Origin of the sequence: Cytobacillus sp. FSL K6-0129, assembly GCF_038007625.1 — a bacterium.
Taxonomy (GTDB): Bacteria; Bacillota; Bacilli; order Bacillales; family Cytobacillaceae; genus Cytobacillus; species Cytobacillus kochii.
Window position 1 is genome coordinate 1,047,355 of sequence record NZ_JBBOXM010000001.1, and the last position, 14,052, is coordinate 1,061,406.

The following is a 14,052-nucleotide window of genomic DNA, read 5'->3' on the forward strand; positions in this document are numbered from 1 at the left end:
TTAAAGCTTATCATTTCTTCAATTATTAAGAAGAAATAATAAACCTTGCATATGATATGCAAGGTTTATTATAAAACTTATAATTCATCAAATCCATTATCGACTTGATTCACTTTTGTATATTGTCTTGATTTTTGTTCGAAGAAATCAGATTTGCCTTGATCTACCTCTTCATAAGCAACAATCCAACGGAGTGGATTTTTACGAAATCCTTCAAACGGTCGTTCAAATCCTAATTGATTACTGCGGACATTGGCATAAAATTTGATGTATGCTTCAAGGTCAGTAATAAGAATACCATCCATTTTATCACCGATTACCTCACGTGCCCATTCAATTTCGAGATCTGCAGCTTTTCTAAAGGTATCTTTTACAAATTGTTGCAATTCTGGTGTGTTTAATTCAGGATGCTCGTTTAAGATTTCTTTAAAGATTTTCACAAACAAATCAACGTGAATTTGTTCATCACGATTAATATAGTTAATCATCGTTGATGTAGATACCATTTTTTGATTTCTCGCTAAATAATAGAAGAAAGCGAAACCGGAATAGAAGAATAAGCCTTCTAATACTACATCATAAACGATTGATTTTAACATATTTTCCGCCGTCGGTTCTTTTACAAAATCTTTATAACCATTTGTAATAAAATCATTTCGTTCTCTTAATGTTGGTTCTGTACGCCAATAATCGAAGACCTCATCTTGCTTACTTTTTGAAACGATCGAAGAAAGAATATAAGAATACGAGTGATTATGAATAACTTCTTGTTGTGCAAGAATAATCATTAACGCTGAAAGACTAGAATCTGTTAAATAATCTGCTGTCTTCCCAGCATAGTCAGTTTGAATGCTATCTAGTAACGCTAGTAAACCGATAATCTTTAAAAAGGCTTCTTGTGCGTCCTCAGATAACTCAGGGAATTGCTTAATATCTTGAGACATATTAATTTCAAATGGTGTCCAGAAATTAGATAACATCTTTTTATATTTAGGGTAAGCCCAGGAAAATCTTACATCATCCCAGTTTAAAACGTTCGAACATTCTCCATTAATAATACCTGTTGAACGGTTTGGTGCTTCATGATTCATAATGGGACGTTTATTTAAAGTGTTCATTTATTTCATTCTCCTCTCGGTGAAATCAGCTAGAGCATGATTCACAATCTTCAATATCTGTGGAAGTAGAACGTAAATAATACGTTGTTTTCAGCCTGTTTTTCCATGCCGATACGTGAAGATCTAATAATTCCTTTGCTTTAATCGTATTTTTAATATAAAGATTAAATGACACTGCTTGGTCAATATGCTTTTGACGTTTCGCATTTTGAGCAATGCTCCATTTTTGATCGATATGGTAAGCAGATTTATAGTACCACGTAGTTTGAGCGTTTAGGTCTGGTGCAGTTACAGGAATACGATAGTCTTTTTTCTCCTCTGAGTATTGCTTGTTGAAGATTGGATCAATACTCGGTGTACTACCTGCAATTAATGCAGTTGACGCATTTGGTGCTACCGCTTGTAAATAGCCGTTTCTAATTCCTTTTGCTCTCACTTTTTCCATTAGTCCTTGCCAATCAAGTTCGCTATCAGCATTCAGGTAATCTCTTTTTTCGAAATAGGCACCTGTTTGCCAATCTGAACCATTGAATGCGGGGTAGGCTCCCTTTTCCTCAGCTAGATTCATAGAACTTTCAATTGTTAAGTAAGCAATTTTCTCGTAAAGTCGGTCTGCAAATTCTAATGATTCAGGGCTTTCCCAAACGACCTTATTAGTAGCTAATAAATGATGCCAGCCGAAAGTACCTAAGCCGATCGCGCGATACTTTTTATTCGTTAACTGCCCTTGGATAACAGGGATTTTATTAATATCAATTACATTGTCCAGCATTCTTACTTGAATAGGAATCAATCGTTCTATGACTGCTTCATTCACTGCTTTGGCAAGGTTAATAGAAGACAGGTTACATACGACGAAATCTCCAGGTGTTTTCTCGATGACAATTTTACCATCTTTTGTATACTCTTCTTCTCTTGTTGTTACACTTTGATTTTGAACGATTTCAGTACAAAGATTTGTACAATAGATCATACCTGCATGTGCGTTTGCATTCATACGGTTCACTTCATCCCGATAGAACATAAATGGTGTTCCAGTTTCTAATTGACTACGCATGATAGACTTCATAATATCGATAGCAGGAATTTCCTTCTTCGATAGCTCTTCATTATTGACGCATTCTAGATATTTCATTCTAAAAGTACCTGCACCAACTTCTTCATCATAATAATCTTCTAGTGAGAAGCCCATTTTTTGTCGAACCTCATGTGGGTCAAATAAATACCAGTTACTACGCTCTTCTACTTTTTCCATGAATAAATCAGGTAGACATACACCGGTAAATAAATCATGTGTACGTAATCTTTCATCACCATTATTTAACTTTGCATCAAGGAAAGAGAAGATATCCTTGTGCCAAACGTCTAAATAAACGCTAATTGCCCCTTGTCTTTGTCCAAGTTGATCGACACTTACAGCTGTATTATTTAGTTGTTTCATCCATGGAAGCACCCCAGATGAAGCGCCTTTGAACCCTTTAATCATACTACCTCTACTACGAATCTTACCTAAATAAACGCCGATTCCACCACCATTTTTAGATAGTGCAGCAATGTCTGTATTACTGTCATAAATTGAATCTAGACTATCATCAACTGTTTCGATAAAGCAGCTAGATAGTTGTCCCCAATTCTTACCTGCATTAGATAAAGTTGGTGTAGCTACGGTCATAAATAAGTTACTCATTGCCCAGTAAGCTTCTTTTACTAATTGCAGCCGATTTTTTTCTTCTTGATGCATAAGAATCATTGCAATAACCATCCAGCGTTCTTGAGGCAATTCAAAAATCCTCTTTTGGCGATCTTTTGCTACATAACGATCCGTAAGCATTTTGATCCCGAGATAAGTAAAGAGCTGATCTCTTTCAGGGACAATTTCTTTGCCTAATTCATCAATTTCTTCTTTTGTATAACTAGATAATAAAATAGGACTATAAATATCAATATCACTTAATTGTTGAATTAAAGAATGAAAATCACCATAAGCCTGACCACTGTACCCTCGGTTCTCAGCTGCTTGTTGATAAATCTTCTTTAAATATAAATGGGCAGCCACATATGTCCAATCAGGTTCATTAACATTTATGTAAGAAAGACATTCTAGTATTAACTGATCGTAGAAACTATCTAACTCTAAGTGATTTAATTGATCTGCACGCTTTTCTAACGCACTAATTGGTAAGTTGTTGAATTGTTGATATAATTGTTCAAAATTGACTGTCGTATCAATCATTGTTTTCAAATTCCTTCCTCCTTCAAACTATTTCTATCAAATTTAGGCATAAAAAAAACCGCCCCAGTTACACCTTGAGCGGATCAAACGACAGTATAAATACAAGTGTACAATACACTCTTTTCATCAACTGTCGTTTCATCTTCTCAAGCCCCGAAGAATTGAAACTTTTGATTAAGAAGGCAGGTATCCTGGCTTGTGTATCAATCTACTAAGAGCCTTCCCATTCTTTCAAAAGAACAGTGGTTTCCTCTTTTCGTCACACTTACAGTTGCGGGTACAGCTCCGGCTTATCCGGATTCCCATTTTAAGTCCATTTGGACTCCTTCAACCAATTACTATATGTAGTTGTTAAGAAGTAAAAAAATAACTATATATTGTATCTGAGATTGTATGAGTAATCATATCACATCATTTCATAGAATACAATTTATTTCTTTTATCTAAATCTAAAATATACATTTCGTTCTTTTAGCGGTAAATTTAAGACCATAATAAATAATAGCATTTCTTATTTGTGTAAAAAAGTCTTGAAATCCATTAAAAATTGTTCAAGCTGACCAACTCTACTTTTTTACCTTCAAACGAGTATGCTTAAACCAGAAAAGTAATAGTTTTTTGGTAAATAAATTAAAAAATCATAGAATTGTTGAAATAAATCAATGGTGTTAAAGTTGTGGGGCAAAAATTAATTAAAGGTATATTCCATATTAAAAGAAAATAATTTATCTTAAAGGACAAAATTTTTTTACCAATCTTCTTCATGTCTTCTATAAAAATAGAAAAACAAACTAACTATTTAAATTAGCTTGTTTTTCTCATTCAGTTTATTGTATAGAATGTTTTATAGAAATTCATACGGAACTTGTTATTTTTATCTTACACGTTGCAAACGAAGTGCATTTAATACAACGGACACAGAGCTAAACGCCATCGCAGCACCTGCTAACCATGGTGCTAAGAAACCTGCAGCTGCAATAGGAATACCGATTGTATTATAGCCAAACGCCCAAAAAAGATTCTGTTTAATATTACGAATGGTTTTTTTACTCATCATGATTGCATCAGCAATACTATTTAGATCACCACGCATAAGTGTAATGTCTCCTGCTTCCATGGCAATATCTGTACCTGTACCGATAGCCATGCCGATATCGGCAGTTGCTAATGCTGGGGCATCGTTAATACCATCTCCTACCATCGCTACCTTTTTCCCTTGACTTTGTAGCTTTCTTACTTCTTCTGCTTTCGTTTCTGGTAAGACTTCTGCAATGACTTTTGATATACCTACTTCTTTAGCAATGGCTTGTGCGGTTAACTGGTTATCTCCAGTCATCATAATAACTTCTAACCCCATATCATGTAGCCTTTGAATCGCTTCGTTTGATGAATCTTTTATCGTATCAGCTACAGCAAGGAGGCCTTTTGCTCTACCGTTAATAGCCACAAGCATAGCTGTTTTTCCTTCACCTTCTAATTCTTTCATTTGTTTCGAGAACCAAGAGGAGTCTATCCCATTCTCTACCATTAATCTAACTGTACCAATCAGTACATCTTTTCCTGTAACTTTCGCAGAGATACCATAACCCGGTAGCGCTTCGAAATATTCACTTTTTACTTTTTCTATATTTCTCTCCTCTAACCCTTTCACAATGGCTTCAGCAAGAGGGTGTTCAGATGACTTCTCACTCGCAGCAACAATGGAAAGGAAATGGGCCTCATTTGTTCCAGGCTCGACTATGATATCGGTTAATACAGGCTGACCATTTGTAACAGTACCTGTTTTATCAACCACAACAGTTGTAATTTCATGTGTCATCTCGAGATGCTCTCCACCTTTAAATAAAACACCCATCTCGGCTGAACGGCCAGACCCTGCCATAATTGAAGTAGGCGTCGCTAATCCTAGTGCACAAGGACAAGCAATGACGAGTACAGCAATCATTTTTTCTAACGCACTAGCTACATCACCCGGTTGCAAGAAAAGAAACCATATACAGAAGGTAACAAGGGCAATAGCTACCACAATGGGAACAAAGATGCCCGAAATCTTATCGGCTAACCGCTGAATAGGTGCTTTTGACCCTTGTGCTTGCTCGACTACTTTAATAATTTGCGCAAGCGCTGAATCTTTTCCAACCTTTGTTGCTTCAACTGTTAAATGGCCATTTTTGTTTACAGTTGCTCCTATTACTTCATCACCAGCTTTCTTATCAACTGGCACGCTTTCTCCTGTTAACATTGATTCGTCAACTGCTGAATGCCCTTCAATGATTACTGCATCTACAGGAATTCTGTCACCAGGCTTAATGATAACCATATCGCCTTGCATTACTTGCTCAACAGGGACAATGGTTTCCTTCCCTTCTTTTAATACAACGGCTTTTTTAGCCTTTAAATTCATTAATTTTTTTATTGCTTCTGATGATCTTCCTTTTGCACGTGCTTCAAATAATTTCCCTAACAAAATAAGGGTAATAATAATCGCACTCGTTTCATAATAGAGCTCAACATGATGACCATGTGTTGCATTCATCGATTGTAATGTTAGAAACAAACTATAAAAGTAAGCTGCAGAAGTACCTAATACAACAAGTACATCCATATTCGCGCTACCAGATTTCAATGATTTATATGCACCAGTATAAAATTGCCAACCGATAATAAATTGTACAGGTGTCGCCAAAATTAACTGTATCCAAGGGTTCATTAAAAAATCTGGTAGAAAAATGAATGAAGTGAATTCAAAATGCCCAACCATCGTCCAAAGTAATGGTAGAGAAAGGATAGCAGCAGCGATAAATTTCTTTTGCTGCTTTTTAATATGCTGTTCCCTCACATCATTTGCACTGGCTGTTGTTTTTAGCGAAGCGCTATACCCAATCTTATCTACCTTTGCAATAATTTCTTCAACTGAAACCTGTTCAGGATTGTATTCTACAGTACCTGTTTCTAAAGCTAAGTTCACGTTTGCCTGCGCAATACCGGACTGTTTATTTAAAACTTTTTCGATTCGCGCAGAACAAGCAGCACAAGTCATTCCTGAAATATCAAACTCAGCTTTCTCTAAAACAACTTCGTAGCCTAGATCTTTAATCTTCTGCTGAAATGCATGTTCTCCTACTATTTGAGGGTTATAGGAAATGGTTGCTATTTCTGAAGTGAGATTCACATTCGCTTCGTTTACACCATCCATTTTACTTAACCCTTTTTCGATTCGCGCAGAACAGGCAGCACAAGTCATTCCCGTAATTGGCAAATGAATTTTTTGGTGAGAATCGTCTTGATTAGACATATGCTCCTACCACACCTTTCTTTAAATACTATACCCTACTACCCTATATAAACATTTAAAATAAATCGTGCAAAGCTGCACGATTAAGATTTAACTTCATAACCTTGATCATCAATTGTTTCTTTAATTTGATCAAGCTTTACAGATGAAGCATCAAAAGCAACTTTGACTTCTTTTCTATCTAAATCTACTTTAACCGTGTCTACTCCTTTAAGTTCACCAACACTACTTTCTACCGCTTTCACACAGTGACCACAAGACATTCCTTCTACATGTAAAATTACGTTTTCCATGTTTAAAATCCTCCTATTTTTTCATTAATTTTTGAATTGTAATAAGAAATTCATCTAACACTTCTTCGTCACCTTCATTTATCCGATCAATGACACACCCTTTTAAATGACCTTCAAGTAAAATCTTAGCGACACTATTTAAGGCAGATTGTGTTGCGGATATTTGTGTAATCACATCATCACAATACGTATCTTTTTCAATTAGACCTTTAATACCTCGAATTTGTCCTTCGATACGATTCAATCGAGTGACTAAATTCTTTTTTACTTTATCTGAATGATGACTTCGTCTATCTGCATGCTCTAGGCACATTGTTTCTTCTCTTACCTGATCTTCTTCATATCCCATTGAATCGCCTCCCTTACACATATTATATTATACCCCGGTACCCTATGTAAAGTGAAAGAAATTTTAAATATGGTTCATTTCTCCACTATAAATAAAAAAGGTAGGTAGCAGTATCTACCTACACTCTAACATGTTGAATTGTAATTACACTTCATTAAGGTCTGAAATATCTACTTCTGTTCTTTCTTCTAAAGGAATTCCTCTTAAATGTACAGTAACTGTTTTATCATCTTCATGTAACTTATCTATCCATACAGAAGTTCCATTGTATTGAACTTCTACATCACTCGATGATGAAAGTATTTGTTTTATCCTCTTTGTTTCCATATGATTCACCTCTCATAATTGATAAATATATTCTTTAACATTTTAGCCTTTTTATACATTTCGAAAGGAACTCATTTGTTGATGAAGGACTTCTCGACAATATACAATTAAGGTTACTAAGAGATGAAAGGTCTTAACAATGGATTGATTTTAATTTATTCATTTATATCGTGTAAGTTGAAAGGGAAAAGGCAAAATTGAATAAACAGAAAAGAGATGAGTTTTCATCTCTTTTCTACTGAAATATTTCAAAAGCTCTTCTTTTACATATTGATCTTTTCTTTTAGAGGAACGGCTGGACCAAACAGTTCAAGATGAATATGCGAATTTTCCACACCTAACATCAATAATTGTTCCTTCATATTTTCCATAAAATTGATAGGACCACATAGATAGTACTCTGCTTCCTCACTAATATGTTGCTTTAAATCCTCACTATCTAATCTGCCCTCGTCATCACTATATTTTACTAGGAAACGCCCATCTTCAATTCCTGCTATCAACGGCCTCACTTCATCTCCAAACGCATGTAAGTTTTTGTTCTTACAACTATGAAGGAAACTTACTTCTCGCTTTGTCCCTTCTAATGTATGAAGCATACTCAATAATGGTGTGGTTCCAACACCACCACTGATGAATACCACTGGTGTCTCTGCTTGGGATGATAATACAAATTCACCGGCTGGTGCACTAACATCCAAACTGTCTCCTATTTGCACATGGTCATGTAACCAGTTGGAGACTTTACCATGTTCTTCTCTTTTAACAGATATACGATACGTCTTTTCTGATGGTTTTCCTGATAAGCTATATTGACGGTTATGGTCGTATTTTTCGCCAGCTATATTTACCCGAATCGTTACATACTGGCCAGGTTGGTGGGTTGGTAAAGTAATACCATCATTTGGCTCAATATAAAAAGAAGTGATAAGATCACTTTCAGGTACCTTATTTACTACTTTAAAAGATTTAAATCCAGCCCATGCTGATGCATTATATAGCTCTTCTTCTGTGGAAATAAAGATTGCGGCAATCACTCCATAAGCCTCTGCCCATGCCGTAATAATGTCTTCTGTTGCTGCATCACCTAGAACTTCTTTTATCGCTGCTAATAGATGTTCCCCGACGATTGGGTAGTGCTCCTTCTTAACCCCTAAGCTTCGATGCTTATGAGCAATTGTAGCAACTGCCGGCGCTAAATTTTCTAAATGTTCAATATGGTTAGCTGCTTGAAATAATACATTAGCGAGTGCTTTAGGCTGTCTTCCCTTCTCTTGATTAGCATGATTGAAAATGTTAAGTAGTTCAGGATGTTCAGCAAATAATCGTTTATAAAAATGCGTGGTGATAGCGGTTCCATGAATTTCTAATACGGGTATGGTTGATTTGATGATTTTAATCGTCTCTTGTTTTAACATTAATATCTCCACCCTTCAATTTTAAAGCAATATTTTAAATACATCTTTAAAATATACCGTTTCCAAATTTAAAGCAATATTTTAAATACATCTTTTAAAAAGTTGTCACAATTGGTTCCATAACAAGCAATATGTATAATAGAACTATTAATAGAAAAAAGGTGTGATTCATAATGCGTCTTACCAACTACACGGATTATTCATTAAGAGTTCTCATATATTTAGCAACAATTGAAAAAGACCAGCTTACAAATATTAAAGAAATTGCAGACACATATCAAATCTCTAAGAATCATCTGATGAAAGTCATCTATCAATTAGGGAAAAATCAATATGTTGAGACGATAAGAGGAAGAAATGGCGGCATTCGTTTAGCGATGTCACCTAAAGAAATTAATATTGGTGAAGTGGTCAGAAAAACCGAAGAAGATTTTCATTTAGTTGAATGCTTTGATACTAATAACAATCATTGTGTCATTTCACCTGTTTGTGGTCTAAGACATGTATTAAATAAAGCATTAAAAGCGTATTTAGAAGTACTAGATCAATATACATTAGCTGATCTAACGAAGAATCAAGCGGCATTAGCAGACTTTTTGTTTAAAAGTTAATTTTAGATAGCAATGCATTCTTTCCTACCAAGTAGGGAGATGAAATAATAAAATAGCGGACTTTAGTCCGCTATTTTTATTACAATCGAGAACCTAACGCTAAATTGAAGCGAAATTAACATTGATAGCAATTTCAATCATATTGCGTCCGAGGCACATTCGCAATTATCTGCTCACCTCCTCCATTAGCTGACTTACGCAAAAAATGAGCGAACCACTAAAAATTAGGATTCGCTCATTTCGATTACATTGCTTTCTTTCTTTTCTCCTTTTCTCTGACAGGCCAAGCTTCTACTCCTGTTAGATCAGGGATATCCTCTTGATAAAATTGTGGTTCCAAGCCCGCTTTCCGTTGCTGCATATAGTTTTTCAACAGCTTAACTACGATAGGCGATAACATCGTAATGGCGGTTAAATTGACAAGCGCCATGATACCCATTGTTAAATCTGCCATTCCCCAAACAATTTCTAAATTAGCAATTGCACCAAACATGACCATTCCTAATGCAGCTACCTTATAAGCATGATGAAATACTTTACTCTTATGAATGAAATTTAAGTTTGCTTCACCATAATAATATGATCCGATAATAGAAGTAAAAGCAAATAAAAAAATAGCAATACCGAGAAACATTCCACCTATTGTACCAAAGTGTTCCGACATCGCAGCTTGAGTCAATTCGATACCTGTTAAGCCTGAAGCATAGCTTTCGGAGGATAAAATGATAAAAGCAGTAGCAGAACAAACCAATAAAGTATCAAATAATACCCCTAAAGCCTGAACAAAGCCTTGTTTTACTGGATGAGATACAGTCGCTGTTGCAGCTGCAATCGGATCTCCCCCCATACCTGCACCATTGGAGAATAATCCGCGCTTAATGCCATTAACAATAGCAGCAGCTATCCCTCCACCAATAGCCTGCTCAAATCCGAATGCACTTTTAAAAATAAGAGCAAACATTGCTGGTAACTCAGTAATATTTGAAGCAACTGCGAATAAAGCTAACAGAATATAACCAAAAGCCATAAACGGCACGATTAAAGAAGAAATATCTGCTATTCGCTTAATTCCTCCAAATACTACTAATCCTGTTAAGAAAACAAGAATGATACCAATATAAACAGGCTGAATCCCAAATGAGTTCTCCATTGCAACAGCTATCGTATTACTTTGTACAGCGTTGAATGTCGTACCATACGATAAGATAATCATAATGGAAAATAACACAGCCATCCAAGGACGTTTTAATTGCTTCTTGATATAATATGCTGGACCGCCTTTGAAGCCTATACCAGACTTAACCTTATAAGTTTGCGCTAACGTATTTTCGACAAATGAGCTAGCACTACCAATTACTGCAATTAACCACATCCAAAAGATTGCTCCAGGACCACCTAATACCATCGCAATAGCTACTCCGGCGATATTACCTGTACCTATTCTCGTTCCTGCACCAACAAAAAACGCTTGTAAAGGCGAAATAGTTTTTTTAGATTCTGTTGTAACGGTTTCTTTAACAAACAGTAACCTAACCATCTCACCAATATGCCTGACTTGAACAAACTTTGTTCTTATACTAAAAAACAGCCCTGCAATCACTAACACAAAGATAAGAACATAACCCCATAATACCTCATTACTCATATTCACAATGTTTTCAATAAACTCCATCAAATCCCCCTTTAATATAAATGAATACTTACTGTATTTATTAAAAAATTCTGTCTTTTCACCCCCTTAAGATATCTACATACCCGTTCTTACAATAAATAAACCTATATTGATAAAGTTTTTAAATAAAATAAAAAAGAGTGGTTATCAAACAACCACTCGTCTTATCCTGTTCATTCAATTACCCTTGACTTAACGGAAGCCAAAAAAATAACAGAAGAATATTATTTGTTATAAAGACTATTGTTATTAACTACTTGTAATTCTTTTGTTGTTGCTACCATTTCACTCTCACAAATTGGGCATTTTGGTGTACTTTTAAAGTTGTCTCTCACCCAAGCATTACATGTTTCTGAGGAACATTCCCAAATTTTAATCTCTTCAGTCTTCACTTCTTCCATGTTCTTTCTTCCAAATCCCATTGCCATTATCAGGCACCTCCTAAAGGTAGAACATATCATCCGAAAAAAATAAAAATCACTCGCTATGCCAAACCAGTATGGTCCTTTATAACAAGTGTGTGTGATATTTTTTACTTAACAAATATTAGTATAGCACATTTTTTTATCCGTGTCAAAACAAGGAAACTTCCACTTTAACATGTTGTCCTATAAAAAACAACCTTTATGTATGAATTATAGTGGAAAAAGTGTATAATAGAGACGCTGATTGCTTTAAAGAAAGGATGAAGACATTTGCATATTTCTAGTTATACGGTGGAAGAGATCAATGATCCAACTGGTATACTGTCTGGAGAGAGGTACGAATTCTTTTTAGATATTGATGTTGATGAAGATGATGAATTATATTCAGAACAAGGTATTCGCTTGCGCGTGTTATTTTATAAAGGTGAGGACGAAATGAAGATACTTAATTATCACTTCCAAGAGAATAATAATGAAGAGATTTTGGAATTTGGATTAGAGGAAGAAGAAGAAATATTAATCACTAAATTCTGTAGTCAACATCTCAATGCAAATGAAGAATAAATCATAAAATGCCTAGGATTAGCTCCTAGGCATTTTTATGATTATTCCTCTACTTCTTTACCTTCTTCAATGATATGATACATTAAATGGGCAAGGTGATGTATTGGACCATACACTTCTTCATCCTCTTGCTCTTCTTCGTTAAATTCTAGATCATTTAAATGCAAGGCAACAAACTGGTAAAAATCCGGCAATGAAAAACTGTAACAAGCGGTTGGCTCTTCTTCTTCGCCTTCATAATGAAGAACCATATACGACTCTTGTCCATCCTTATTAAGACCATCAAAGTAAACAAAAAAGCCAATATTCGTATCTAACTCAAACAGGTGTCTTGTTCCACCTTCTGTCATTCGATTAAAATCTTCCTCTGATAGTTTGTTTACATTCATTTCATCTACTTGATCTTCTTTATGGAATTGTACTCTAAATGATTGCATACATCTCCCTCACTTTCTCTATATGATGATAGCATAAACACCTGTATTATCCTATTATTACCTTCGTAATAAAAAAGAAACTTCTCATTTTAATTTTTACAGATATAATAGCTTAAAGGAGTGTGAAGAATATGAATATTCACGAGATCTATCAGTTGCAAAAAATTTGTGAACAACATGATGATATCATTCTTAAATTAAACTTTGATATGATAGAAAATTCCCAAACCGAAACACCTTTGTACAAGCACTCTATTGATGGTCAACTTATCGGTTTTGTTGCACTTTATCCATTCGGGTCAAAACTTGAAATATGTGGTATGGTTCATCCTAATTATCGTAGAAAAGGAATATTCTCTTCATTATTTACAGAAGCTTTGCCGATGATTGACCACTATCAAAAAGTACTAATTAATATACCAGGTCAATCACATACGGGTACTACCGTTATGTCTGCATGGAAACAACCTTATGCTTACACAGAATATCAAATGGTCTATGAAGGAGACCAACCGACAAAAAAAGAGCAGCGAAATATTCATCTCAGAATCGCAGAATTAGCAGACTCTACTTTCTGCAACCGAATCGATCAACTATGTTTTAACCTTTCAGAAGAGGATGCTAAAGCGATCAATGGTGATTTCAATTTACATAAACAAGATAATCAATTACTAGTCATTTGCGATGGCAATCAGAGAGTCGGTAAGATACGTCTTCAAATAAGGAATCATCATTTATGGATATACGGGTTCGCCATTCATCCCGATGAACAAGGTAAAGGGTTAGGAAGTGAAGTATTGCGTCAAATCATTGAACAATACGAAGGGCATTATTCCATTCACCTAGAGGTTGAAGTTCAGAATAACCGGGCACTCATGCTTTATAAAAAGTGCGGATTTAAAGAGTGTGGCAGTCAGGATTATTATCATTTCAATAAAAACCATAGATAGGCAATCACATTCGTTTCCATCTGAATGGGTTTCTATATAAATCTCTTCAAATACAGCAGTGGAGTACTAATAACCATGAATCAAAGAAAAAGATCACTCCCCAATGGAAGTGATCTTTTTTCTTTGATTGAACATTTGTATTATAGCTTTGTCACATTTACAGCTTGAGGTCCACGTTGCCCCTCTTCTATATCAAAAGACACTTCTTGTCCTTCATCTAATGTTTTAAAGCCTTCTGTTTGAATTGCAGAGAAATGTACGAATACGTCATCTCCACTTTCTTGTTCAATGAAGCCAAATCCTTTTTCTGCGTTAAACCATTTTACTTTACCTGTTGCCATTTTTTCTTTTCCTCCTAAA

At 35.2% G+C, this 14,052-nt stretch carries 14 protein-coding genes and 1 riboswitch; of the genes, 3 read left to right on the plus strand and 11 right to left on the minus strand.

All coding sequences use genetic code 11. The features are described from left to right. Window positions 1-77 precede the first annotated feature (77 nt). The 7 genes from MHI57_RS04995 to hmpA all read right to left on the minus strand — a co-directional run bounded on the left by MHI57_RS04995 (window position 78) and on the right by hmpA (window position 9,033). Window positions 78-1,118 (minus strand): ribonucleotide-diphosphate reductase subunit beta, encoded by a 1,041-nt coding sequence (locus MHI57_RS04995; RefSeq protein ID WP_095372965.1) that lies wholly within the window; start codon window positions 1,116-1,118, stop codon window positions 78-80. A 25-nt stretch (window positions 1,119-1,143) separates the two neighbouring features. Continuing rightward, the gene (locus MHI57_RS05000) at window positions 1,144-3,351 is read right to left on the minus strand and encodes a ribonucleoside-diphosphate reductase subunit alpha (protein ID WP_307313745.1); all 2,208 of its coding nucleotides are present in this window, start codon (window positions 3,349-3,351) and stop codon (window positions 1,144-1,146) included. A 164-nt stretch (window positions 3,352-3,515) separates the two neighbouring features. After that, window positions 3,516-3,693: riboswitch (cobalamin riboswitch) on the minus strand. Between the two features lie 532 nt (window positions 3,694-4,225). Beyond that, on the minus strand, window positions 4,226-6,646 hold the full coding sequence (locus tag MHI57_RS05005) for a heavy metal translocating P-type ATPase (protein ID WP_095372964.1): 2,421 nt from the start codon (window positions 6,644-6,646) through the stop codon (window positions 4,226-4,228). An 83-nt stretch (window positions 6,647-6,729) separates the two neighbouring features. Continuing rightward, the gene (copZ, locus tag MHI57_RS05010) at window positions 6,730-6,939 is read right to left on the minus strand and encodes a copper chaperone CopZ (RefSeq protein ID WP_307313371.1); all 210 of its coding nucleotides are present in this window, start codon (window positions 6,937-6,939) and stop codon (window positions 6,730-6,732) included. A 13-nt stretch (window positions 6,940-6,952) separates the two neighbouring features. Further along, complete coding sequence (locus MHI57_RS05015; protein WP_095372962.1) at window positions 6,953-7,288, minus strand: metal-sensitive transcriptional regulator; 336 nt, start codon at window positions 7,286-7,288, stop codon at window positions 6,953-6,955. A gap of 144 nt (window positions 7,289-7,432) precedes the next feature. Further along, on the minus strand, window positions 7,433-7,615 hold the full coding sequence (locus MHI57_RS05020) for an H-type small acid-soluble spore protein (RefSeq protein WP_095372961.1): 183 nt from the start codon (window positions 7,613-7,615) through the stop codon (window positions 7,433-7,435). A gap of 263 nt (window positions 7,616-7,878) precedes the next feature. Next, window positions 7,879-9,033: an NO-inducible flavohemoprotein gene (gene hmpA, locus MHI57_RS05025; protein WP_340975279.1), complete on the minus strand. Its 1,155-nt coding sequence runs from the start codon at window positions 9,031-9,033 to the stop codon at window positions 7,879-7,881. A gap of 173 nt (window positions 9,034-9,206) precedes the next feature. Here hmpA and MHI57_RS05030 point away from each other — a divergent pair, with 173 nt between their 5' ends. Then, on the plus strand, window positions 9,207-9,644 hold the full coding sequence (locus MHI57_RS05030) for an Rrf2 family transcriptional regulator (protein ID WP_095372959.1): 438 nt from the start codon (window positions 9,207-9,209) through the stop codon (window positions 9,642-9,644). A 244-nt stretch (window positions 9,645-9,888) separates the two neighbouring features. Here the strand turns inward: MHI57_RS05030 and MHI57_RS05035 are convergent, their stop codons facing one another. Further along, on the minus strand, window positions 9,889-11,316 hold the full coding sequence (locus MHI57_RS05035; protein WP_340975280.1) for an alanine/glycine:cation symporter family protein: 1,428 nt from the start codon (window positions 11,314-11,316) through the stop codon (window positions 9,889-9,891). A gap of 224 nt (window positions 11,317-11,540) precedes the next feature. Beyond that, entirely contained in the window at window positions 11,541-11,744 is a 204-nt protein-coding gene (locus tag MHI57_RS05040) for a cold-inducible protein YdjO-related protein (protein WP_095372957.1), read from the minus strand. Between the two features lie 267 nt (window positions 11,745-12,011). Here MHI57_RS05040 and MHI57_RS05045 point away from each other — a divergent pair, with 267 nt between their 5' ends. Continuing rightward, window positions 12,012-12,305: a DUF6509 family protein gene (locus MHI57_RS05045; protein ID WP_095372956.1), complete on the plus strand. Its 294-nt coding sequence runs from the start codon at window positions 12,012-12,014 to the stop codon at window positions 12,303-12,305. 41 nt (window positions 12,306-12,346) lie between these two features. Here the strand turns inward: MHI57_RS05045 and MHI57_RS05050 are convergent, their stop codons facing one another. Continuing rightward, window positions 12,347-12,742 carry a cytosolic protein gene (locus tag MHI57_RS05050; protein WP_095372955.1) on the minus strand — a complete coding sequence of 132 codons (396 nt, stop codon included), beginning with the start codon at window positions 12,740-12,742 and terminating at the stop codon, window positions 12,347-12,349. Between the two features lie 131 nt (window positions 12,743-12,873). Between MHI57_RS05050 and MHI57_RS05055 the strand changes: the two genes are divergently transcribed. Further along, window positions 12,874-13,692, plus strand: a complete 819-nt coding sequence (locus tag MHI57_RS05055; RefSeq protein ID WP_340975281.1) for a GNAT family N-acetyltransferase — start codon at window positions 12,874-12,876, stop codon at window positions 13,690-13,692. Window positions 13,693-13,832: 140 nt separating this feature from the next. On the opposite strand, the gene MHI57_RS05060 is transcribed toward MHI57_RS05055, so the two are convergent. Next, on the minus strand, window positions 13,833-14,033 hold the full coding sequence (locus MHI57_RS05060) for a cold-shock protein (RefSeq protein WP_095372953.1): 201 nt from the start codon (window positions 14,031-14,033) through the stop codon (window positions 13,833-13,835). Window positions 14,034-14,052 lie beyond the last annotated feature (19 nt).

Bases quoted from the DNA above. Each gene is read 5' to 3' on its own strand.
- MHI57_RS05030 (WP_095372959.1), top strand. From the start codon at position 9,207: ATGCGTCTTACCAACTACACGGATTATTCATTAAGAGTTCTCATATAT.
- MHI57_RS05020 (WP_095372961.1), bottom strand. From the start codon at position 7,615: ATGGAAACAAAGAGGATAAAACAAATACTTTCATCATCGAGTGATGTA.
- MHI57_RS05060 (WP_095372953.1), bottom strand. From the start codon at position 14,033: ATGGCAACAGGTAAAGTAAAATGGTTTAACGCAGAAAAAGGATTTGGC.
- MHI57_RS05035 (WP_340975280.1), bottom strand. From the start codon at position 11,316: ATGGAGTTTATTGAAAACATTGTGAATATGAGTAATGAGGTATTATGG.
- MHI57_RS05005 (WP_095372964.1), bottom strand. From the start codon at position 6,646: ATGTCTAATCAAGACGATTCTCACCAAAAAATTCATTTGCCAATTACG.
- copZ (WP_307313371.1), bottom strand. From the start codon at position 6,939: ATGGAAAACGTAATTTTACATGTAGAAGGAATGTCTTGTGGTCACTGT.
- MHI57_RS05050 (WP_095372955.1), bottom strand. From the start codon at position 12,742: ATGCAATCATTTAGAGTACAATTCCATAAAGAAGATCAAGTAGATGAA.
- MHI57_RS04995 (WP_095372965.1), bottom strand. From the start codon at position 1,118: ATGAACACTTTAAATAAACGTCCCATTATGAATCATGAAGCACCAAAC.
- hmpA (WP_340975279.1), bottom strand. From the start codon at position 9,033: ATGTTAAAACAAGAGACGATTAAAATCATCAAATCAACCATACCCGTA.
- MHI57_RS05015 (WP_095372962.1), bottom strand. From the start codon at position 7,288: ATGGGATATGAAGAAGATCAGGTAAGAGAAGAAACAATGTGCCTAGAG.
- MHI57_RS05040 (WP_095372957.1), bottom strand. From the start codon at position 11,744: ATGGCAATGGGATTTGGAAGAAAGAACATGGAAGAAGTGAAGACTGAA.
- MHI57_RS05000 (WP_307313745.1), bottom strand. From the start codon at position 3,351: ATGATTGATACGACAGTCAATTTTGAACAATTATATCAACAATTCAAC.
- MHI57_RS05055 (WP_340975281.1), top strand. From the start codon at position 12,874: ATGAATATTCACGAGATCTATCAGTTGCAAAAAATTTGTGAACAACAT.